Below are 19,830 nucleotides of genomic sequence, written 5' to 3' on the forward strand. Positions count from 1 at the left end.
CCAGATACCGAGACGCGTCCTCCCTCCGTTTGCCCGCCGGGCCGGAGGGTTTTTTGTTGCCCAGACAGTCGCCACGCCCCACCGCAGACGAGGAAGAACCGATGACCGCACAGACCGCCGTCGCCCAGGCGACCGGGGCCCAGACCCTGGTCTCGACCCTGCAGCGCGTCGGGGTAGAGCACATCTTCGGGCTGCCCGGAGGGGCGGTGCTCCCGCTCTACGACGCGCTCTACCAAGCGCCCGGGCTGCGCCACATCCTGGTGCGCCACGAGCAGGGCGCCGGTCATGCGGCCCAGGGTTATGCGATGGCGACGGGCCGCGTCGGGGTCTGCATGGCCACCAGCGGCCCCGGCGCCACCAACCTGGTCACCCCGCTGGCCGACGCCAACATGGACTCCGTCCCGATGGTGGCGATCACCGGCAACGTGCCGAGCGGCGCGATCGGCTCCGACGCCTTCCAGGAGGCCGACATCCGCAGCATCGCGATGCCGGTCACCAAGCACTCCTTCCTGGTGACCGACCCCGACCAGATCGCCGGCACCATCGAGGCGGCCTTCCACCTGGCCTCCAGTGGTCGCCCCGGACCGGTCCTGGTCGACGTCGCCAAGGACGCCTTCACCGCCCTCACCAGCGGTGCCGACGCTCCGCTGGAGATGACGGGCTACCGCCCGGAGCTGCGGCCGGCGCCGGAGGCGGTGCGGGACGCGGCGGCGCTGATGCGCGAGGCGCGCAGGCCGGTGCTCTACGTCGGCGGGGGCACCCTGAAGGCGAACGCCCACGCCGAGCTGCGGGCCCTGGCCGACCTGACCGGGATGCCCGTCGTGACGACGCTGATGGCCCGCGGGGTCTTCCCGGACAGCCACCCGAAGCACATGGGGATGCCCGGGATGCACGGGTCGGTCTCCGCCGTGGCGGCCCTGCAGAAGTCGGACCTGATCGTCAGCCTGGGCGCCCGGTTCGACGACCGGGTCACCGGGGCGCGGGACTCCTTCGCCCCGCACGCCAAGGTGGTGCACGCCGACATCGACCCCTCCGAGATCAACAAGGTGCGGCACGCCGATGTGGCCCTGGTCGGCGACTGCAAGGAGACCATCACCGCCCTGACGCAGGAGTTGATCGCCGGCGAGGGCGGGGCCGACTACGCCGAGTGGGTGGCCTTCCTGTCCCGGGTCCGGATGCGCTACCCGCTGGGCTACGACACCCCCGCCGACGGGTCCGTCTCCCCCCAGCACGTCATCGAGCGGCTGGGTCACATCGCCGGCCCGGACGCGGTCTACGCCTCCGGCGTCGGGCAGCACCAGATGTGGGCGGCGCACTTCCTGGGATTCGAGAAGCCGCGCACCTGGTTGAACTCCGGCGGGCTGGGCACGATGGGCTACGCCGTGCCCGCCGCGATGGGGGCCAAGCTGGGCCGCCCGGACGCCACCGTGTGGGCGATCGACGGCGACGGCTGCTTCCAGATGACCAACCAGGAGCTGACCACCTGCGCGGTGGAGGGCATCCCGATCAAGGTGGCCATCATCAACAACGCGGCCCTCGGCATGGTCCGGCAGTGGCAGACGCTGTTCTACGACCAGCGCTACAGCCACTCCACGCTGCACTCCACGCAGGTGCCCGACTTCGTCGGCCTGTCCCGGGCGCTGGGCTGCGTCGGCCTGCTGTGCGACCGGCCCGAGGACGTCGACGCCACCATCCACCGGGCCATGGAGGTCGACGACCAGCCGGTCGTCGTGGACTTCCGGGTCAGCCAGGACGCGCAGGTCTGGCCGATGGTCGCCTCCGGGATGAGCAACGACGCCATCCAGTACGCCAAGGACATGGCCCCGAGCTTTGAGGACGACGAATGATGACCACCCTGACCACCCGCCCCACCGACAGCAGCACCCACCCCGACCCCCGCACCACCCCACGAGAGGCAACCACCATGAGCCGTCACGCACTGTCCGTCCTGGTCGAGAACAACCCGGGGGTCCTGGCCCGGGTCTCCGTCCTGTTCGCCCGCCGCAGCTTCAACATCGACCACCTGGTGGTCGGCCCCACCCAGGACCCGAAGGTCTCCCGGATGACCATCGTCGTCAACGTCGGCGCCGAGCAGCTGCACAAGGTCACCAGCCAGCTGGACAAGCTGATCGAGGTCATCCACATCGAGGAGCTGGAGGACGCCGGCGCGATCCGCGACCAGCTGTGGGAGATCAACGACAACGGCCCGCGCCCCGTCGGCGCCATGGCCGCGGCCTGGGGCTGACCAATATTCGTAGCGGGTTTGTCGCCCCACCCCGCATTTTCGTAGCGGGTCTGCCGGCCCCCAGCGCCGCTTCGTAGGGTTGGGTCGTCCCACCCGCCGAGCCCGACACCCCCTGACACCCCTGAAGGAGCACCACCGCAATGGCGAAGATGTACTACGACGAGGACGCCGACCTCGGCCTCATCCAGGACCGCGCCGTGGCCGTCATCGGCTACGGCAGCCAGGGTCACGCGCACGCCCTCTCGCTGCGTGACTCCGGCGTCGACGTTCGCGTCGGGCTGCCCGAGACCTCCCGGTCCCGCGCCAAGGCCGAGGCCGAGGGGCTGCGGGTGGTGACGCCCGAGCAGGCCGCCCAGGAGGCCGACCTGATCATGGTCCTCACCCCGGACCACACCCAGCGCACCCTCTACGCCGAGTCCATCGAGCCGCACCTGAACGAGGGCGACGCCCTGTTCTTCAGCCACGGCTTCAACATCCGGTTCGGCTACATCACCCCGCCGGCCGGCGTGGACGTGTGCATGGTGGCCCCCAAGGGTCCCGGTCACCTGGTGCGCCGGGAGTATGTCGACGGTCGCGGTGTGCCGGTCCTGGTCGCCGTCGAGCAGGACTCCAGTGGGCACGGGTGGGACCTCGCGCTGTCCTACGCGGCCGCGATCGGCGGGCTCCGGGCCGGGGGGATCAAGACCACGTTCACCGAGGAGACGGAGACCGACCTGTTCGGCGAGCAGGCGGTGCTGTGCGGCGGCGTCTCCCAGCTGATCATGAAGGGCTTCGAGACCCTGACCGAGGCGGGGTACCAGCCGGAGGTCGCCTACTTCGAGTGCCTGCACGAGCTCAAGCTCATCGTGGACCTGATGTACGAGGGTGGCATCGCCAAGCAGCGCTGGTCGGTCTCCGACACCGCCGAGTACGGCGACTACGTGTCGGGCCCGCGGGTCATCGACGACAAGGTCAAGGAGAACATGCAGGCGGTGCTGGAGGACGTGCGCAACGGCGCCTTCGCGCAGCGGTTCATCGATGACCAGGACGCCGGCGCCCCCGACTTCGCCAGGCTGCGCGGCGAGGGTGAGACCCACCCGATCGAGAAGGTCGGCCGTGACCTGCGCGAGATGATGGCCTGGGTGAAGTCGCACGACTCCGACTACGTCGAGGGGACCGCAGCGCGGTGAGCACCCCCACCGAGGTGAACCAGACCGACATCGACCCCAAGCCCCGCTCGCGCGACGTCACCGACGGCCTGGAGCGGGCGGCCGCCCGCGGCATGCTCCGCGCCGTCGGGATGGGCGACGACGACTTTGCCAAGCCACAGGTTGGCGTGGGCAGCTCGTGGAACGAGATCACCCCGTGCAACCTGTCCCTGGACCGGCTGGCGAAGGCGGTCAAGGACGGGGTGCACGCGGCCGGCGGCTACCCGCTGGAGTTCGGCACCATCTCGGTCTCCGACGGCATCTCGATGGGTCACGAGGGGATGCACTACTCCCTGGTGTCCCGCGAGGTCATCGCCGACTCCGTGGAGACGGTGATGAGTGCGGAGCGGCTGGACGCCTCGGTGCTGCTGGCCGGGTGCGACAAGTCGCTGCCGGCGATGCTGATGGCGGCGGCGCGGCTGGACCTGGCCTCGGTGTTCCTCTACGCCGGGTCGATCCTGCCGGGCATCGCCAAGTTGTCCGACGGTAGCGAGCGCGAGGTCACCATCATCGACGCGTTCGAGGCCGTCGGGGCCTGTGCCCGCGGGCTGATGTCCCGGGACGACGTCGATGCGATCGAGCGCGCGATCTGCCCGGGCGAGGGTGCCTGCGGCGGCTTCTACACCGCCAACACCATGGCCGCGGTCTCCGAGGCCCTGGGTATGTCGTTGCCCGGGTCCGCGGCACCGCCCGCCACCGACCGGCGGCGGGATGGCTTCGCCCGCAAGTCCGGCGAGGCGGTCGTCGGGATGCTGCGCCAGGGCATCACCGCCCGGCAGATCCTGACGAAGGAGGCGTTCGAGAACGCGATCGCCGTCGTGATGGCCTTCGGCGGCTCCACCAACGCGGTGCTGCACCTGCTGGCGATCGCGCACGAGGCCGAAGTCGACCTCACCCTCGAGGACTTCCGCAGGATCGGGGCCAAGGTCCCGCACCTGGCCGACGTCAAGCCGTTCGGCCAGCACGTCATGGTCGACGTCGACCGCGTGGGTGGCATCCCCGTCGTGATGAAGGCGCTGCTGGACGCCGGGCTGGTCCACGGCGAGTGCCTCACCGTGACCGGTCGCACGGTCGCCGAGAACCTGGCGGACATCGCCCCTCCGGACCTGGACGGCAATGTGCTGCGGGCGCTGGACAACCCGATCCACAAGACGGGTGGGCTGACCATCCTGCAGGGCACCCTGGCGCCCGGTGGTGCGGTCGTGAAGTCGGCCGGCTTCGACTCCGACGTCTTCCGCGGGACGGCCCGTGTCTTCGACCGGGAGCGCCCCGCCATGGACGCGCTCGAGGACGGCACGATCACCGCCGGCGACGTCGTCGTCATCCGCAACGAGGGGCCGCAGGGCGGGCCCGGGATGCGGGAGATGCTGGCGATCACCGGTGCCATCAAGGGCGCCGGCCTGGGCAAGGACGTGCTCCTGATCACCGACGGCCGGTTCTCCGGCGGCACGACGGGTCTGTGCGTCGGGCACATCGCGCCCGAGGCGACCGAGTGCGGTCCGATCGCGTTGGTCGAGGACGGCGACATCATCGAGCTCGATGTGGCCAACGGCACCCTGGACCTGCACGTCGACGAGGCGACGCTGGAGCAGCGGCGCGGGGCCTGGGTGGCGCCCGAGCCGCCCGAGCGGGCGCGGCGAGGCGTCCTCGCGAAGTACAGCCGGCTCGTCGGCTCCGCGTCCTACGGGGCGGTCTGCGACTGACCGGTTCAGGGTCCTGCGGGGCATGATGGAGGTATGACGAGGGGTGCGTGGGACACGTCGGAGCTCGACCTGGACGCCTACCTCGCGCGGGTGGGCGGGAAAGCGGAGCCGCCCTCGCGTGCGGCCCTCGCCCGGTTGCAGGCCGCCCACGTGCGCACCTTTCCGTTCGAGAACATCGACGTGCTCCTGGAACAGCACCCGGGTGTCTCCCTCGCAGTCGTGCAGCAGAAGTTCGTGCACGGAGGGCGCGGTGGGTACTGCTTCGAGCACGCCACCCTGTTCCACGCCGTGCTTGACCATCTCGGCTACGACGTCACGCCCCGGTTGGCCCGGGTCGGAGACCCCCAGCAGGCTCCTCGCACGCACCTCGGTGTGGTCGTGCGCCTCGACGGTCGTCGATACCTGATTGACCCCGGCATCGGCGTTCCGCCGCTCGGACCGATCGAGCTGCGGGACGGCGCCGAGTTGGGCCCGGGCATGTGGCCGCACCGGATCCGGAAGGCCGAGACCGAGCATCCCGGCGGTCCGGCCTGGGAATTGTGGCGGCGGCGCACCGACCACGGCGACTGGGAGCTGATGCACAGCACCGACGAACTGCCCGTTCGGTGGGTCGACGTGGAGATGGGACACCACTGGACGAGCACGGCACCCACGTCGCACTTCCGCAGCGTCCTGACGGTCAACCGGCACGGACTGGACGAGGACGGCGTACCGACCCTGATGACCGTGACCCACGAGACCGTGACCCATGGCCGGCGGGGGGAGGCACCGCGGGCGCGGGGTTACGACCTCGACGAACTTCCCGCCCTGTTGGAGCAGGGCGGGGTGCGTCTCGATAGCCCCGAGCTCGCGCAGCTCACCTCCCGCGTGGCCGAGTTGCGCGAGGCCTGACAGTGCCCGCGGTCAGCGGCTGATCCGGCTCAGCCGCTCGACCCTTGCCGGAATCCCTTGCGGCCCACCCGGGCATCTGGTTGAGTTCGCAGACAGCCCTCGGAGTCCACGGGTGAGAGGACGGCGATGAAGCATCCATTCCGGATGAGTGCCGCGGCGGCCGCCCTCCTGGTCGGTGTGGCGGAGGTGGGCCGGGGGACGTCACGATCATCCGGGTCTCCCTCAACCAGACCGAGACCCACCCCTCCTACATCGCCCTAGACAACTACAGCGACCGGCTGGAGGAGCGGAGCGGAGGTCGGCTGCGCCTCGACATCTTCCCCAACGAGACGCTCGGCGCGCAGGCCGAGGTGCTGCAGCTGGTGAGCGACGGCATCATCGGCATGGGGATCATCTCCGGCTCCCAGATGGAGAACCTGAACCGCGACTTCCGGGTGCTCGGGATGCCGGGTGTCTTCGAGTCCGTGGAGCACCAGATGCCGGTCGTGCACGACCCGGACGTCGTGGGCGACCTCTACACCTCACTGGAGGACAGCAACCAGCTCACCGTCCTCGGCGGGTTCACCCAGGGGTCCCGACACATCTACGCCAAGGAGCCGGTCGAGAGCCTGGACGACCTCGCCGGCATGAAGATCCGGGTCCAGGAGAGCGAGCTCAACCTGGCGATGATCCGGGCCCTGGGCGGCTCGCCGACCCCGATGGCCTTCGGTGAGGTCTACACCGCCCTCCAGTCCGGCGTCCTGGACGGTGCGGAGAACAACGAGGTGTCCTATTACACGCAGAAGCACTTCGAGGTCGCGCCCTACCTCACCACGTCCAACCACCTGGTCGGGCTGGACTTCATGGTGGTCAGCACCCAGTTGCTGGAGGAGCTCCCCGAGGAGGACCGCACTCTGCTCGAGGAGGAGTGGCAGAACACCTGGCAGGACCACACCGAGCTGTGGGTGCAGGCCACCGACGACGCCATTGCGCAGACCGAGGCCGGCGGCGCGACCTACCTGGAGATCGACCAGGACGAGGTGCGGGCCGCACTGGAGCCCCTGGCCGACCAGTTCGTGACGACTCCCGAGCAACGGGACCTCTACGACAAGATCCGTGCCGCGGCCGGGGACGAGGAGGGCTGACGTGGAAACCGTCAAGAAGGGCCTGGACCAGGTGCTGAAGGGAGCCTCCATCGTCCTGTTCGGCCTGCTCGTGCTCGTGGTGGTCTGGCAGGTCTTCACCCGGCAGGTGCTCAACTCGCCGAGCGCCTGGACTGAGGAGCTCGCCCGCTTCACCTTCGTCTGGGTGGGCCTGTTCGCCACCGCCCTCGTCTTCTCCGAGCGGGGACACATCGCGGTCGACTTCGTGGTCACGAAGTTCTCCGGGAGGACCCAGAAGGCTGTGGCGGTGATCGTCCAGCTCTCGATCATCCTGTTCGCCCTCGCGGTCCTGGTCTACGGCGGCATTCGCGCCTCCCGCGGGGCCTGGGGCCAGGCGCTCAGCGCGCTGCCCACCCAGATCGGCGTGATGTACCTGGTCATGCCGATCACGGGGGCGCTGATCACGTTCTACGCGGTCTATCACCTCCAGGCGATCCTCCGGGACACCGAGGAAGCGATCGAGACCGACGAGAACCCCCAGGTGGTGTGAGCCATGGACCCCATCGCGCTCGCCGCCATCGTCCTGGTCGCCACGATCGCGATCGGCATCCTGCTGTCGGTGCCGATCGCCGTCACCATCGGCCTGGCCTCGTTCTTCGCGGCGGTCGTCCTGCTGGACTTCGAGAAGGCCGCGCTGGTGTCCAGCCAGCGACTGTTCACCGGGATCAACTCCTTCACCCTCCTGGCGATCCCGTTCTTCGTGCTCGCCGGCGTCCTGATGAATACCGGCGGTATCGCCGGGCGGCTCATCGATGCCGCGAAGGTGATGGTCGGCCGGACCCCGGCCAGCCTGGCCAACACCAACGTCGTGGCCAACGCCATGTTCGGAGCGGTGAGCGGGGCCGCGGTCGCCGCCGCCGCTGCGGTCGGCACCGTGATGACGCCGCGGATGGAGCAGGACGGATACAAGAAGCCCTGGTCGGCGGCCGTGAACGTCGCGTCCGCCCCGGCCGGCATGCTGATCCCGCCGAGCAACACCTTCATCGTCTACGCCCTGGTGAGCGGGTCCTCGATCAGTGCCCTGTTCATCGCCGGGGTGGTACCGGGCCTGATCTGGGCTGGTGCCTGCATCGCCGTGGTGCTGCTGACCTACCGCAGGCACAGCACGCCGGGGGCCGCCTCGACGGTGACCCTCGCGGAGGGACTGCGGGTGCTGTGGCGTGCCGTCCCGTCCCTGTTGATGATCATCATCGTCATCGGCGGCATCGTCGGTGGCTTCTTCACCGCCACTGAGTCCTCGGCGATTGCCGTCGTCTACTGCCTGATCCTCGGGTTCGCCTACCGCACCATCAAGGTTTCCGACCTGCCGCGCTGCCTGCTCGACGCGGCACGCACCACCGCCATCATCATGCTCCTGGTCGGGTCTCCACGGCCCTCTCCTTCGTGATGTCCTTCTCGCACATCCCGGAGGCGGTCTCCGACCTGCTGCTCGGCATCTCCGAAACGCCGCAGGTGATCCTCTTCCTGATGGTGGTCATCCTGCTGGCGGTCGGCTGCTTCATGGACCCCACGCCGGCCATCCTGATCTTCACCCCGATCTTCCTGCCGATCGTCACGACGTTCGGGATGGACCCGGTCCACTTCGGCACGGTGATCGTCTATGCGCTCTCGATCGGGGTGATCACGCCGCCGGTCGGCAACGTGCTGTTCGTCGGTGCCCGCGTGGCCGGCCTGGGCATTGAGCCGGTCGTCGCCAGGCTCATCTGGTTCCTGCTGGCCCTGGCCGTCGGGTTGCTGCTCGTCGTCTACATCGACGTGCTCTCGTTGTGGCTGCCCGAGCAGTTCGGCCTGCTGTCGACCGAGTAGGCGACCCCAGCCGGCGTTGCGCAGCTCGGTCCCTGGTCAGCGGGGCGCGGTGATCTGTGCCGCGAGGTGCCCGGCGCCGTACCCGTTGTCGATGTTGACCACGGAGACCCCGGGCGCGCAGGCGTTCAGCATCGACAGCAGCGGAGACAGCCCGTCGAAGGCCGCGCCGTAGCCGACGGAGGTCGGCACCCCGACGACCGGAGCGGACGTGAGCCCGGCGACCACGCTGGCCAGCGCCCCGTCCATCCCGGCCACGACGACGATCGCCCCTGCCTGCTGGATCGCGGGGACGCGGGCGAGGACCCGGTGCAGGCCGGCGACGCCGATGTCGACAACCAGTTCGGCCGGCCGCCCGAGGTAGCGGGCCGTCAGCCAGGCCTCCCGGGCCACCGGGATGTCGGCGGTCCCGGCGCACAGGACTAGGACCTGCTCCCCGGTGGGCTCGGGGACGGCGCCCGGCCAGGTCACCATCCGCGCGAGCGGGTCGTGCGCGGCGTCGGGCAACTCACGGCATACGGCCTGGGCCGGCTCCGGGTCGATGCGGGTGAACAGGATGGCGCCCAGCGGGTGACTGTCGGCGGCGGACTCTCCGGCAGGGGCGGCCGCCTGCCGCTCCCGGAGCGCCGAGGCGATCGCGACGAGCTGGTCCAGCGACTTCCCCTCGCTGAGGACCGCCTCGGGGTAACCCCTGCGGGCGGCCCGGCCGAAGTCGAACTCGGCGATCCCGGCCAGCGGGTCGGTGCTCTCCCGCGCCCCGTCAGCCATGCCGCACGGCGACCAGGGGCAGGGTGAACGCGCCGGACTGGATGCCCATGAGGTCGAGCGCGACGAACCGGAAGCCGGCGTCACGCACCCCGCGGACGAGGTCCTCCCGGGTGCCCGGCTGCACGGCCCGGACCAGCTCCTCGGGGGTCAGTTCGAGCCGGGCGATGTCGCCGTGGTGGCGGACCCGGCAGTCGGTGAAACCCAGCGCCCGGACGGCGGCCTCGGCCCGGTCGATCTGGGCCAGCTTCTCCGGGGTGACCTCCTCGTGGTGCGGGATGCGGGAGGCGAGGCAGGGCGCCGCCGGCTTGTCGGCGTTCGGCAGGCCCAGGGCGGCCGCGACCGCGCGGACGTCGGCCTTGGTCAGGCCCGCGTCGGCGAGCGGGCGCAGCACGCGGTGCTCGGTCGCCGCACGCCCACCGGGGCGGTCCGGGCGGAGGGCGTCGTCGGCGTTCTCCCCGTACGCGACCGCGGTGAGGCCGTGCTCGGCCACCACCTCGTCGTCGATCCGGGTGAACAGCTCGTCCTTGCAGTGGAAGCATCGGTCGGGCCCGTTGGCCCGGTATGCCGACACCTCCCCCTCGTGTGTCCTCACCTCGACGACGGGGGCACCGATCAGTCGGGCGACGTCGTGGGCGGCCGACCGTTCGTCGCGGGCCAGGCTCGGGGAGATCCCGAGGACCGCGACGACACGGTCCGGTCCGAGCAGGCGCACGGCCACGGCCAGGAGGGTGGTGGAGTCCACGCCGCCGGAGTAGGCGACGCCGAGCCGCTCCGGCTCGCCCAGGTGTGGACGGACCGTCTCGATCAGGGTGGCGACCCGGTTGTCCACGGTCGCGGCGACGTCGACTCGCGGCTCAGCCATCGCTGAGGTCGACCTCCGACCGGTCGGCGGACCAGAGGGTGTGGAACGTCCCCTCCCGGTCGGTCCGCTGGTAGGTGTGGGCGCCGAAGAAGTCGCGCAGTCCCTGCACCAGGGACGCCGGCAGGCGCTCGGCCCGCACCGTGTCGTAGTAGGCGAGGGCGGCGCTGAACCCCGGGACGGGCACGCCCGCGGTGGTCGCCACCGCGACGACCTCGCGCCAGGCGTCCTGGCTCTCGCCCAGCTCGGCGGCCACGCTCGGGGCGGCCAGCAGGGTGGGCAGGTCCGCCCCGGCGAACTCCTCCCGGATCCGGTGCAGCAGACGGGCGCGGATGATGCAGCCGCCGCGCCAGATCCGGGCGACCTCGGAGAGGTTCACGTCCCAGCCGTAGGTGTCGGCCGCGGTGCTGATTTGGTCCAGCCCCTGGGCGTAGGCGACGACCTTGGCCGACCAGAGGGCCGCCCGGACGTGGTCGATGAAGGCGGCGCGGTCCTGGACCGTGATGGTGCGGTCCGGCCCGGTGAGTGCGGCCCGGCCGGCCTGGCGCAGGGCGGCGTGGCCCGAGGTGGAGCGGGCGAAGACCGACTCCGCGATGGTGTTGACCGGCACGCCCAGCTCCAGCGCCGACTGCACGGTCCAGCGGCCGGTGCCCTTCTGCTCGGCCTCGTCGCGGATCAGTTCGACCAGGGGGGTGCCGGTGGCGGCGTCGACCTGGTCCAGCACTTCGGAGGTGATCTCGATCAGGTAGGAGTCCAGGTCGCCGGCGTTCCACTCGCGGAAGACGTCGGAGATCTCCGCGGCGCTCAGCCCGGCCGCGGTCAACAGGTCGTAGGCCTCGGCGATGAACTGCATGTCGGCATACTCGATGCCGTTGTGCACCATCTTCACGAAGTGCCCGGCGCCGTCGGTGCCCATGTAGGCACAGCACGGCTCGCCATCGACCTTGGCCGAGATGTCCTCCAGCAGGGGGCCGAGCGCGTCGTAGGACTCCGGGCTCCCGCCGGGCATGATGCTCGGGCCGCGCAGCGCACCCTCCTCGCCACCGGAGATCCCGGCGCCGACGAAGTGCAGCCCCGCGCCCCGCAGCGCCGCCTCCCGGCGGCGGGTGTCCTCGTAGTGGGCGTTGCCGCCGTCCACGATGATGTCGCCCTCCTCGAGCAGCGGCCGCAACTGCTCGATGACCGCGTCGGTGCCCTTGCCAGCCTGCACCATGATGATGACCTTGCGCGGCCGCTCCAGGGCCTCGACGAACTCCTCCAGGGTCGGGGCCGCGACGAACGTGCCGTCGGCGCCGAAGTCAGCGCTGAACGCCTCGGTCTTGGAGACCGTGCGGTTGTAGACCGCGACGGTGTGGCCGTGAGAGGCGAAGTTGCGGGCCAGGTTGGAGCCCATCACCGCCAGGCCGATCACCCCCACCTGGGCGAGCGGGGTGCTGGATGCGGCCATCGGATGCCTCCTGGGGTCGGGGACAGTGCTGCGGGGAAGTGGTCCCACCGGCGACGACAATCGGTGGAGGGACCTCGGCTGCGACGCTACGCTGCGAGCCGGTGGGGTGGCAACGGGTTGCCACGGTTTGCCGGAGGGTCTGGCCGGACTCCGCTCTATCCGCTTGTATGGGGGACATGTCGCCCACCGGACTGCACTCTGACCGACTGCTCCCGGCCGATCCGGCCGTCCGCGACATCGCCCGGGGGATCTACGCCTCCGTCTCGGACCGGCCGATCATCAGCCCGCACGGTCACGTGCCGCCGCAGTGGCTGGCGCAGGACACGTCCCGTTCCGCGACCCGACCGTCGCTGCTGATCACCCCGGACCACTACGTCATCCGGATGCTGCACGCCGCACGGTGTCCCGCTGGCCGAGCTGGGTGTCGGCCGGGGCCGAGCTCGACGAGGCCGGCGCTCGCGCCGCGGCCTGTGCCGCACCTGTGCGCGCCACTGGGACGCTCTACCGCGGCACGCCCGGTGCGGTACTGGCTGGAGGACGAGCTCGTCGGCATCTTCGGCGTCACCGAGCCGCTCGGCGCGCAGGCGACCGCCGACGCCATCTACGACCACGATCGCCGACGGTGATCGCGCAGCCGGACTTCCGCCCGCGGGCGCTGATGGACCGCTTCGGCATCGCGGTGCTCGCCACCACCGACGACCCGTGCGACGACCTGTCCCACCACGCCGCGCTCGCCGCGGACGAGACCTTCGCGCCGCCGGGTGGTGCCCGACCTTCCGTCCGGACCAGCTACCTCGAGCCCGGGCGGGCCGACTTGGAACGAGCGCTAGTCGACCGGCTGGGCGAGGTCTCGCGGGAGCGACATCGGCGACTACGCCGGCTACCTCGCGGCGCTGGAGGACGCGCCGCCGCGTACTTCGTCGAGCACGGCGCGGTGTCCAGCCGACCACAGCCACATCGACGCTGGTGACGCTCGACGCCTCGACGACGCCGAGGCCAGCCGCATCTACGCCGCCGCGCGTCGCCGGCACCGCCACCGCGGACGAGGCCGACGGCCCTGCGCCGGCACATGCTCGAGCGAGATGGCGCGGATGGCGACCGAGGACGGCCTGGTGATGACGCTGCACCCGGGCGTCGCTACCGCAACCACCACGGGCCGACCTTCGACGAGCACGGCGCCGGACGTCGGTGCACGACATCCCGATCTCGGTCGAGTTCACCCGGGGCCTGCCGCCGCTGCTGGGCCGCTACGGCACCCGCCGACGGCTTCCAACCTGGTGCTGTTCACCCTCGACGAGACCGTGTTCAGCCGGGAGATCGCGCCGCTCGCCGGGTTCTACCCGTCAGCGTGTACGCCGGGGTGCCCTGGTGGTTCCTCGACGCGCCCGAGGCGATCCGCCGCTACCGCGTCGGCGGTCACCGAGACCGATCGGGCTTCTACCGCACCTCGGGCTTCATCGACGACACCCGGGCGTTCTGCTCCATCCCGGCCCGGCACGACATGTCGCGCCGGCTCGACGCCGGCTACCTCGCCGGGCTCGTCGCCGAGCACCAGCTCGGCGAGGACGAGGCCCTCGCAGTCGATCCACGACCTGGTCGCCACCAATCCCGGAGAGGTGCTTCAAGCTGTGAGCACGCCTGCGCCCCGCTCGCCTGCCCGGCGACGCCCGCGCCGCCGCCCCGGTCCGGATGGTCCACCTCGGGGTGGGCAACTTCTTCCGCGCCCACCAGGCCTGGTACACCGAGCACGCCCCGGACGCCGACGGAGTGGGGGTATCGCCGCATTCACCGGCCGGTCGGCCGGCGATCGCCGAGGCATCTGGCACCGCAGGAGGGCCTCTACACCCTGTTGGTCCGAGAGGCCGGAGGGTGACCGACCCGAGGTGATCGGCTCCCTCGTCCGCCGTGCACGCCGGCGACGACGCTCGCGGCGCTGCGCGACTACTTCGCCGACCCCGAGCTGTCGCCGTCGTCACCAGCACGGTGACCGAGGCCGGCTACCGCCGGGACCCCGACGGCGGCGCTGGACCTCGGCGACCCCGACGTCGCCGGCCGACATCGCGGCGCTTGCGGGAGGACCCGTCGAGCCGACTCGGTCCGCGACCACGCCCGGCCGAGCTCGTCGCCGGCCTGCTCGCCCGGCGCGACGGCCGGCGCCGGCCCGATCGCGCTGGTGCCCTGCGACAACGTGCCGGACAACGGGGCGATGGTCGGCGCGGGTCGTGCCGAGACGTCTGCCGCCCAGGTGGACGAGACGCTGGTGCGCCTGGATCGAGGATCAACGTCGGGCTTCGTCACCACGATGGTCGACCGGATCACGCCCCGGCCACCGAGCGAGGAGCGCGTGACGGTCGCGCGAGGCGCTCGGCGTCGACGACCCGCAGACGGTCGTCACCGAGCCCTTCTCCGAGTGGGTGCTCGCCGGGGAGTTCCCCGCGGGCCGCCCGGCAGTGGGAGCACGCCGGGGCGCACGTTCGTGGACGACGTGCGAGCCGCACGAGCAGCCGCAAGCTGTGGCTGCTCAACGGCTCCCACTCGCTGATGGCCTACGCCGCCCCGATCCGCGGGCACGAGACGGTCGGCGCAGGCCATCGACGACCCGGTCGTCCGCGGCTGGGTCGAGGAGTGGTGGGACGTGGCGGCGCGGCACCTGCAGCTCGACGCTCGCGGACGATCACCGACTACCGCGCACGCGCTGATCGAGCGGTTCGCCAACCACCGCATCCGGCACCTGCTGGCACAGATCGCCGCCGACGGCTCGCAGAAGGTCCCGATCCGGTTCGGCCCCGCCCTGGGCGCCGAGGTATCCGCCGGGCGTGCGTGCCGGAGGCGGGCGACCCGCCCGGTCGCCGCCTGGCTGCGCCCACCTGCACGGGCACGGGGCACCGGTGCACGGACGCCCAGGAGGCCGTCGTGCGGGAGCTCGCCGCAGCCGCCCCGGCCGACGCCGCGCGCACCATGCTGGACTGGATGGGCATCGAGCCGGACCAGGAGCTGGTCGACCTGGTCGTGGCCCAGACCGCCGAGTTCGAGGAGGGCCGATGGGCAGCACGCACCACGTCGTCGTGATCGGGGTCTCCGGATCCGGCAAGAGCACCATCGCCGCGGAGCTCGCGGGGCGGCTCAACCTGCGCTTCGCCGACGCCGACGACTTCCACCCCGCCGCCAACGTCGCCAAGATGTCGGCGGGCACGCCGCTGACCGACGAGGACCGGTACCCCTGGCTGCAGGCGCTCGCGACCTGGATGGGGGAGCGGGCCGGGCAGGGCGAGTCGACGGTGCTCGCCTGCTCGGCGCTCAAGCGCTCCTACCGTGACGTGCTGCGGCAGGGCGCCCCGCGGGTGACTTTCCTGCACCTGGACGGTCCGGCCGAGACGATCCAGCAGCGGATGTCCTCCCGCGACCACTTCATGCCCCCGAGCCTGCTGGAGTCCCAGATCGCCACGCTGCAACCGCTGGAGCCGGACGAGCACGGCACGGCGTTGGACCTCACCCAGAGTCGCGAGGAGATCGTGGACCGGGCCGAGGAATGGCTCGTCGGCCCCGGAGGACTGCCCCACGCCCCTGACCGACCCCCACGAGGAGGAGCACCGCGATGACCTGGTTCAGCCACGAAGGGGACGCCATCCCGCGCAGCACGATGGAGGACCTGGTGCGAGCGCACCCTGGTGGAGGCGAAGGAACGCCTCGGCGTCACGGCATACGAGCGGGTGTTGTTGCTGCCCCCGGACATCACCCGCGCGCACGCGGGCGTCGGGTGGATCACCGAGTACTTCTACACCCTGCTCACCGAGGAGGGTGCCGACGTGCACCTCATCCCGACGCTGGGGCAGCACGTGCCGCACACGCCGGAGGACAACCGGTGGATGTTCGGGTCCGTCCCCGAGGAGCGGATCCACGTGCACGACTGGAAGGACGGGGTGACCAACGTGGGCACCGTCCCGGCGGAGGTGGTCCGCGAGCTTCACCGGCGGCGCGGTCGACTGGGAGATGCCGATCGACCTGAACACGATGACGGTCACGCAGAACTGGGACCTGATCATCAACATCGGCCACGTCGTGCCGCACGAGGTGCTGGGGTTCGCCAACCACAACAAGAACTACTTCATCGGGCTCGGTGGCAAGCGGCTGCTGGGCTCCTCCCACATGGCCTCCGCCGTCTATGGGATCGAGAACAACCTGGGCAACCTGCTCACGCCCGTGCGGCGCTGCTTCAACTGGGCCGAGGAGCAGTTCCTGGGGGACCTGCCCGACCTCTACTTCCAGGTGGTCATGGACTACGCCGAGGACTCGAGTCTGGTGCACACCGGCGTCTACGTCGGCGACGACCTGCAGACCTACCTGGACGCCGCGCAGGCCAGCAAGGAGCAGAACATCACCGTCTTCGACGAGCCGGTGGACAAGATCGTCGCGGTGATGCAGGCCGACGAGTTCCGGGCAACGTGGGTGGCGAACAAGGCCGTCTATCGGACCCGGATGGCGGTCGCCGACGACGGCGAACTGCTGGTGATCGCGCCGGGCGTCGACCCGGTTCGGGGAGCAACCCGAGGTGGACGCGCTGATCCGCCGGTACGGCTACCTGAGTCAGGCGGAGGTGCTGGAGCTGTACGGCACGCAGGAGGACATGCAGGACATCCCCCACGGCACCGCCCACCTCGTGCACGGGTCGGCGGAGGGCCGCTTCACCATCACCTACGCACCCGGCGGCCTGACCCGGGAGGAGATCGAGTCCGTCGGCTACGGCTACCTCGACGTCGAGGAGGCGCTCCGGCGCTACGACCCGGCCGTGATGCAGGACGGGTGGAACACCATGCCGGACGGCGAGCGGGTGTTCTACATCTCCACCCCGTCGGCCGGCCTCTGGGCCACCCGCGACAAGCTCGAGGGGCGCGGGACGGGCTGACCTCTCCCGCGGGCGGGGTCAGCTGCCCGGGCGGACCAGGCTGACCAGCGGCACGGGCGGGAGAGCGGCCGCAGGTGACGTGGGCGTCGCGGGGGGCGCCGCAGCCTCCTGCAGCGCCCGCTCCAGCACCTCGGCCGGCAACGCGCTGGCGGACCGTGCCAGCACCCGCGGGTGCAGGTCCCGGGCCTGCCTCGGGTCGACCCCCACGCGGTCGTGCACCCGCACCAGGGCAACGGGGCGGCCGAGCAGGAACTCCAGCCAGGAGCACACCGCCTGCGCCTCGTCGGGGAACAGCCCCGGCACCACGACGCCGTCCACGGGGCCGGGTGTCAGCGCCCGCTCGGCGACCGGGCCGGCGAGCTCGCAGAACCTCCCGGTCCGCCGCCCCCGGGGTGTGTCCAGCGACCGGAGCGCGGCCCTGACCAGCGAGAGGGTCTGCCAGGCGTTGAGCGTGAACTGGATGCGGGCGGCGCCGTCCCACCGGTCCCCGGGCGGCAGCACCAGGGCCCCCAGCAGCCGGGCCATCAGCCCCGGACGGTGATCCTCCAGCCGTTCCCCCAGGCCGAGAAGGACGCTGGCCACGGCATCGTCCACCACGACGGTCTCCGGGCCGCCGGACGGGGGAGGCAGGAAGGTCGCGAGCCGGTCGGCCACCTCGCCGGTCGTGCGGAGGGGCAGCGGTGCGCTGGCCGCCTGCCATCCCCCGAGGGGCGTCGGTTCGGTGCGCATTGCGGCCTCCGTCACGGTCAGCGGGACGTGGGGTCGGCGTCCCACGAACGACGCTAGGCATGCCAGATGAAGCCCTCCTGTGGGGGAGATGAATGTTTTCTCAACAAGCGGCCGGGACCGGGTGGACCCGGCCGCCCGCCACGGGTGGGAGGATCTGCCCCATGCACCCCGTCCTCGACCAGATCCTCCGCACGCCCGCCGACCAGGCCTGGGCGCTGCTGTGGCGCGAGGGCCAGGACACGGTCGAGGTGTTGCGGGGGGACGTCGCCGACGTCGCCCAGCTGGCCGACATCCCGTATGCCGAGCACGGCCACCCGGTCCTGGCGATGGTGCCCTTCCGGCAGATCGCCGAACGCGGCTTCGCCGCCCACGACGACGGCACCCCGCTGCGCGTCCTGACGGGCACGGCATACGAGCGGGTCCCGCTGGACACGGTGGTGCAGGCCCTTCCCGCGGGCGAGGTCGCGGTGACCGACGAGCGGTTCAGCGTGTCCGACGAGGACTACGCGGGCATCGTCTCCCGGGTGATCGAGGAGGAGATCGGCAACGGTGAGGGCGCCAACTTCGTGATCCGCCGGGACGTCCTGGCCCGCACCGCGACGGAGCCGGCCGTGGCGGCCCTGACCTGGCTGCGCCGGCTGCTCACGGACGAGCGGGGTGCGTACTGGACCTTCGCGGTGCACACCCCCGGGCACACCCTGGTGGGCGCGACTCCCGAGCGGCACGTCAGCGTGCAGGACGGCCGGGTGCGGATGAACCCGATCTCGGGGACGTTCCGCCACCCCGTGGAGGAGGCGGAGCTCGAGCCTGCCTTCCGTGCCTTCGTCACCGACACCAAGGAGACCGAGGAGCTCTTCATGGTGGTCGACGAGGAGATGAAGATGATGTCTCAGATCTGCACGGACGGGGGGCGGATCACCGGGCCCTACCTGAAGCAGATGGCGCACCTGACCCACACCGAGTACCTGCTCGACGGGCGCTCCGACGCCGACCCCCGGGACGTGCTCCGGCTGACCATGTTCGCCCCCACCGTGACCGGGTCCCCGATGGAGAACGCGTGCACCGTCATCACCCGGCACGAGCCGCACGGTCGGGGCTACTACTCCGGGGTGCTGGCGCTGCTGGAGCGGGACGCCGACGGTGCCGAGCACCTCGACGCGCCGATCCTGATCCGCACCGCCCACCTGGACGGGGAGGGCGCCGTCTCGGTCAGTGCCGGGGCGACGCTGGTGCGCCACTCCGACCCGCACTCGGAGGTCGCCGAGACCACGGCCAAGGCCAGCGGCATGTTGGCGGCACTGGGGTTGCGGCCGCGGCGGGAGGCCTCGTATGCCGTGGCGCTGGCCGAGCTGCCGGGGGTGGCCGAGGCGCTGGAGGCCCGGAACGAGTCGCTGTCGCCGTTCTGGCTGTCGCCGCAGGCGACCCGCCCGGACCCCGAGCTGCTGGGGCGCCGGGTCCTGGTCGTCGACGCGGCCGACACCTGGACCCAGATGCTGGCCCACCAGGTGCGGCACTTCGGGATGACGGCCCAGGTCCGCCGCTGGGACCACGTCCAGGAGGGGGACCTGGAGGCCCACGACCTGGTGCTCTTCGGACCCGGGCCGGGCGACCCCGACGACCCGGACGACCCCCGGTTGGTGCGCCTGCGCCAGCTCGTCGCCGCCCGGCTGGAGACGGGGGCGCCGCTCCTGGCCGTGTGCCTGAGCCACCAGGTGCTGGCCCGGCTGGCGGGGCTGGAGGTCACCAAGCTGGACCGTCCCAACCAGGGGGTGCAGCTCGCGGTCGACCTGTGGGGGAAGCCGGCCCGGATCGGGTTCTACAACACGTTCGTGGCCCGTCCCGGCCGGGCGGTGGTGCGGCGCGCCGGCGCCGAGACGGAGCTGTCCGTGGCCACGGACCTCGCGCACGGCGCGGTCGTCGGACTGCGCGGGCCACACGTCGCCTCCATCCAGGGGCACGCCGAGTCGGTGCTGTCCCGGGACGGGCTCGTGGTGCTGCACGGACTGATCCGACACGCCCTGGGTCACGACGGTGGTGGGACGTAGCCCGGCCCCGGATGACGGAGGATCGCCACCGTGTCGGAGAACTGTCGGAAATCCGACGTGGATTCGGGGGAGTAGAGGTTGCCGCCGATCTTCGGACTGTGCTGAGGT

The 19,830-nt window shown here is 71.4% G+C and carries 19 protein-coding genes; 15 read left to right on the forward strand and 4 right to left on the reverse strand.

Annotated elements, in window-relative coordinates; translation table 11 throughout:
• Positions 1 to 101 precede the first annotated feature (101 nt).
• The 9 genes from AC1QRC_RS04820 to AC1QRC_RS04860 all read left to right on the forward strand — a co-directional run bounded on the left by AC1QRC_RS04820 (position 102) and on the right by AC1QRC_RS04860 (position 8,974).
• On the forward strand, positions 102 to 1,847 hold the full coding sequence (locus tag AC1QRC_RS04820) for an acetolactate synthase large subunit (RefSeq protein WP_484205669.1): 1,746 nt from the start codon (positions 102 to 104) through the stop codon (positions 1,845 to 1,847).
• Positions 1,844 to 2,245 carry an acetolactate synthase small subunit gene (gene ilvN, locus AC1QRC_RS04825; protein ID WP_484205670.1) on the forward strand — a complete coding sequence of 134 codons (402 nt, stop codon included), beginning with the start codon at positions 1,844 to 1,846 and terminating at the stop codon, positions 2,243 to 2,245. The genes AC1QRC_RS04820 and ilvN overlap by 4 nt, the downstream gene beginning before the upstream one ends.
• A 140-nt stretch (positions 2,246 to 2,385) precedes the next feature.
• Complete coding sequence (gene ilvC / locus AC1QRC_RS04830) at positions 2,386 to 3,414, forward strand: ketol-acid reductoisomerase (protein WP_484205671.1); 1,029 nt, start codon at positions 2,386 to 2,388, stop codon at positions 3,412 to 3,414.
• Entirely contained in the window at positions 3,411 to 5,135 is a 1,725-nt protein-coding gene (ilvD, locus tag AC1QRC_RS04835; protein ID WP_484205672.1) for a dihydroxy-acid dehydratase, read from the forward strand. The genes ilvC and ilvD overlap by 4 nt, the downstream gene beginning before the upstream one ends.
• A gap of 33 nt (positions 5,136 to 5,168) precedes the next feature.
• Entirely contained in the window at positions 5,169 to 6,026 is an 858-nt protein-coding gene (locus AC1QRC_RS04840; RefSeq protein ID WP_484205673.1) for an arylamine N-acetyltransferase family protein, read from the forward strand.
• Between the two features lie 209 nt (positions 6,027 to 6,235).
• Positions 6,236 to 7,150, forward strand: a complete 915-nt coding sequence (locus tag AC1QRC_RS04845) for a TRAP transporter substrate-binding protein (protein WP_484206574.1) — start codon at positions 6,236 to 6,238, stop codon at positions 7,148 to 7,150.
• A 1-nt stretch (position 7,151) separates the two neighbouring features.
• Positions 7,152 to 7,658 carry a TRAP transporter small permease gene (locus AC1QRC_RS04850; protein ID WP_484205674.1) on the forward strand — a complete coding sequence of 169 codons (507 nt, stop codon included), beginning with the start codon at positions 7,152 to 7,154 and terminating at the stop codon, positions 7,656 to 7,658.
• A 3-nt stretch (positions 7,659 to 7,661) separates the two neighbouring features.
• Positions 7,662 to 8,555, forward strand: coding sequence for a TRAP transporter large permease (locus tag AC1QRC_RS04855; RefSeq protein ID WP_484205675.1), 894 nt, complete (start codon positions 7,662 to 7,664; stop codon positions 8,553 to 8,555).
• Positions 8,555 to 8,974, forward strand: coding sequence for a TRAP transporter large permease subunit (locus AC1QRC_RS04860; RefSeq protein WP_484205676.1), 420 nt, complete (start codon positions 8,555 to 8,557; stop codon positions 8,972 to 8,974). The genes AC1QRC_RS04855 and AC1QRC_RS04860 overlap by 1 nt, the downstream gene beginning before the upstream one ends.
• A gap of 36 nt (positions 8,975 to 9,010) precedes the next feature.
• On the opposite strand, the gene larB is transcribed toward AC1QRC_RS04860, so the two are convergent.
• The 3 genes from larB to gndA are packed head-to-tail and all read right to left on the reverse strand — an operon-like array spanning position 9,011 to position 12,045.
• Complete coding sequence (gene larB / locus AC1QRC_RS04865; RefSeq protein WP_484205677.1) at positions 9,011 to 9,739, reverse strand: nickel pincer cofactor biosynthesis protein LarB; 729 nt, start codon at positions 9,737 to 9,739, stop codon at positions 9,011 to 9,013.
• Positions 9,732 to 10,601: an ATP-dependent sacrificial sulfur transferase LarE gene (gene larE, locus AC1QRC_RS04870; RefSeq protein ID WP_484205678.1), complete on the reverse strand. Its 870-nt coding sequence runs from the start codon at positions 10,599 to 10,601 to the stop codon at positions 9,732 to 9,734. The genes larB and larE overlap by 8 nt, the downstream gene beginning before the upstream one ends.
• Complete coding sequence (gndA, locus tag AC1QRC_RS04875; protein ID WP_484205679.1) at positions 10,594 to 12,045, reverse strand: NADP-dependent phosphogluconate dehydrogenase; 1,452 nt, start codon at positions 12,043 to 12,045, stop codon at positions 10,594 to 10,596. Before gndA ends, larE begins: the two co-directional genes overlap by 8 nt.
• Positions 12,046 to 12,221: 176 nt before the next feature.
• Here gndA and AC1QRC_RS04880 point away from each other — a divergent pair, with 176 nt between their 5' ends.
• The 5 genes from AC1QRC_RS04880 to AC1QRC_RS04900 all read left to right on the forward strand — a co-directional run bounded on the left by AC1QRC_RS04880 (position 12,222) and on the right by AC1QRC_RS04900 (position 16,948).
• Positions 12,222 to 12,671 carry a hypothetical protein gene (locus AC1QRC_RS04880; protein ID WP_484205680.1) on the forward strand — a complete coding sequence of 150 codons (450 nt, stop codon included), beginning with the start codon at positions 12,222 to 12,224 and terminating at the stop codon, positions 12,669 to 12,671.
• A complete protein-coding gene (locus AC1QRC_RS04885) occupies positions 12,668 to 13,015 on the forward strand; it encodes a glucuronate isomerase (protein ID WP_484205681.1) in 348 nt (115 codons plus the stop codon). The genes AC1QRC_RS04880 and AC1QRC_RS04885 overlap by 4 nt, the downstream gene beginning before the upstream one ends.
• Before the next feature lie 1,943 nt (positions 13,016 to 14,958).
• Complete coding sequence (locus AC1QRC_RS04890; protein WP_484205682.1) at positions 14,959 to 15,114, forward strand: hypothetical protein; 156 nt, start codon at positions 14,959 to 14,961, stop codon at positions 15,112 to 15,114.
• Positions 15,087 to 15,644, forward strand: coding sequence for a gluconokinase (locus tag AC1QRC_RS04895; protein ID WP_484205683.1), 558 nt, complete (start codon positions 15,087 to 15,089; stop codon positions 15,642 to 15,644). Before AC1QRC_RS04890 ends, AC1QRC_RS04895 begins: the two co-directional genes overlap by 28 nt.
• Positions 15,645 to 16,594: 950 nt before the next feature.
• A complete protein-coding gene (locus AC1QRC_RS04900) occupies positions 16,595 to 16,948 on the forward strand; it encodes a hypothetical protein (protein ID WP_484205684.1) in 354 nt (117 codons plus the stop codon).
• 18 nt (positions 16,949 to 16,966) lie between these two features.
• Here AC1QRC_RS04900 and AC1QRC_RS04905 read toward each other — a convergent pair whose 3' ends face one another.
• Positions 16,967 to 17,677, reverse strand: a complete 711-nt coding sequence (locus AC1QRC_RS04905) for a hypothetical protein (protein WP_484205686.1) — start codon at positions 17,675 to 17,677, stop codon at positions 16,967 to 16,969.
• 161 nt (positions 17,678 to 17,838) lie between these two features.
• Between AC1QRC_RS04905 and AC1QRC_RS04910 the strand changes: the two genes are divergently transcribed.
• A complete protein-coding gene (locus tag AC1QRC_RS04910) occupies positions 17,839 to 19,722 on the forward strand; it encodes a chorismate-binding protein (RefSeq protein WP_484205687.1) in 1,884 nt (627 codons plus the stop codon).
• Positions 19,723 to 19,830 lie beyond the last annotated feature (108 nt).

It is taken from the genome of Ornithinicoccus sp. (genome assembly GCF_057176825.1).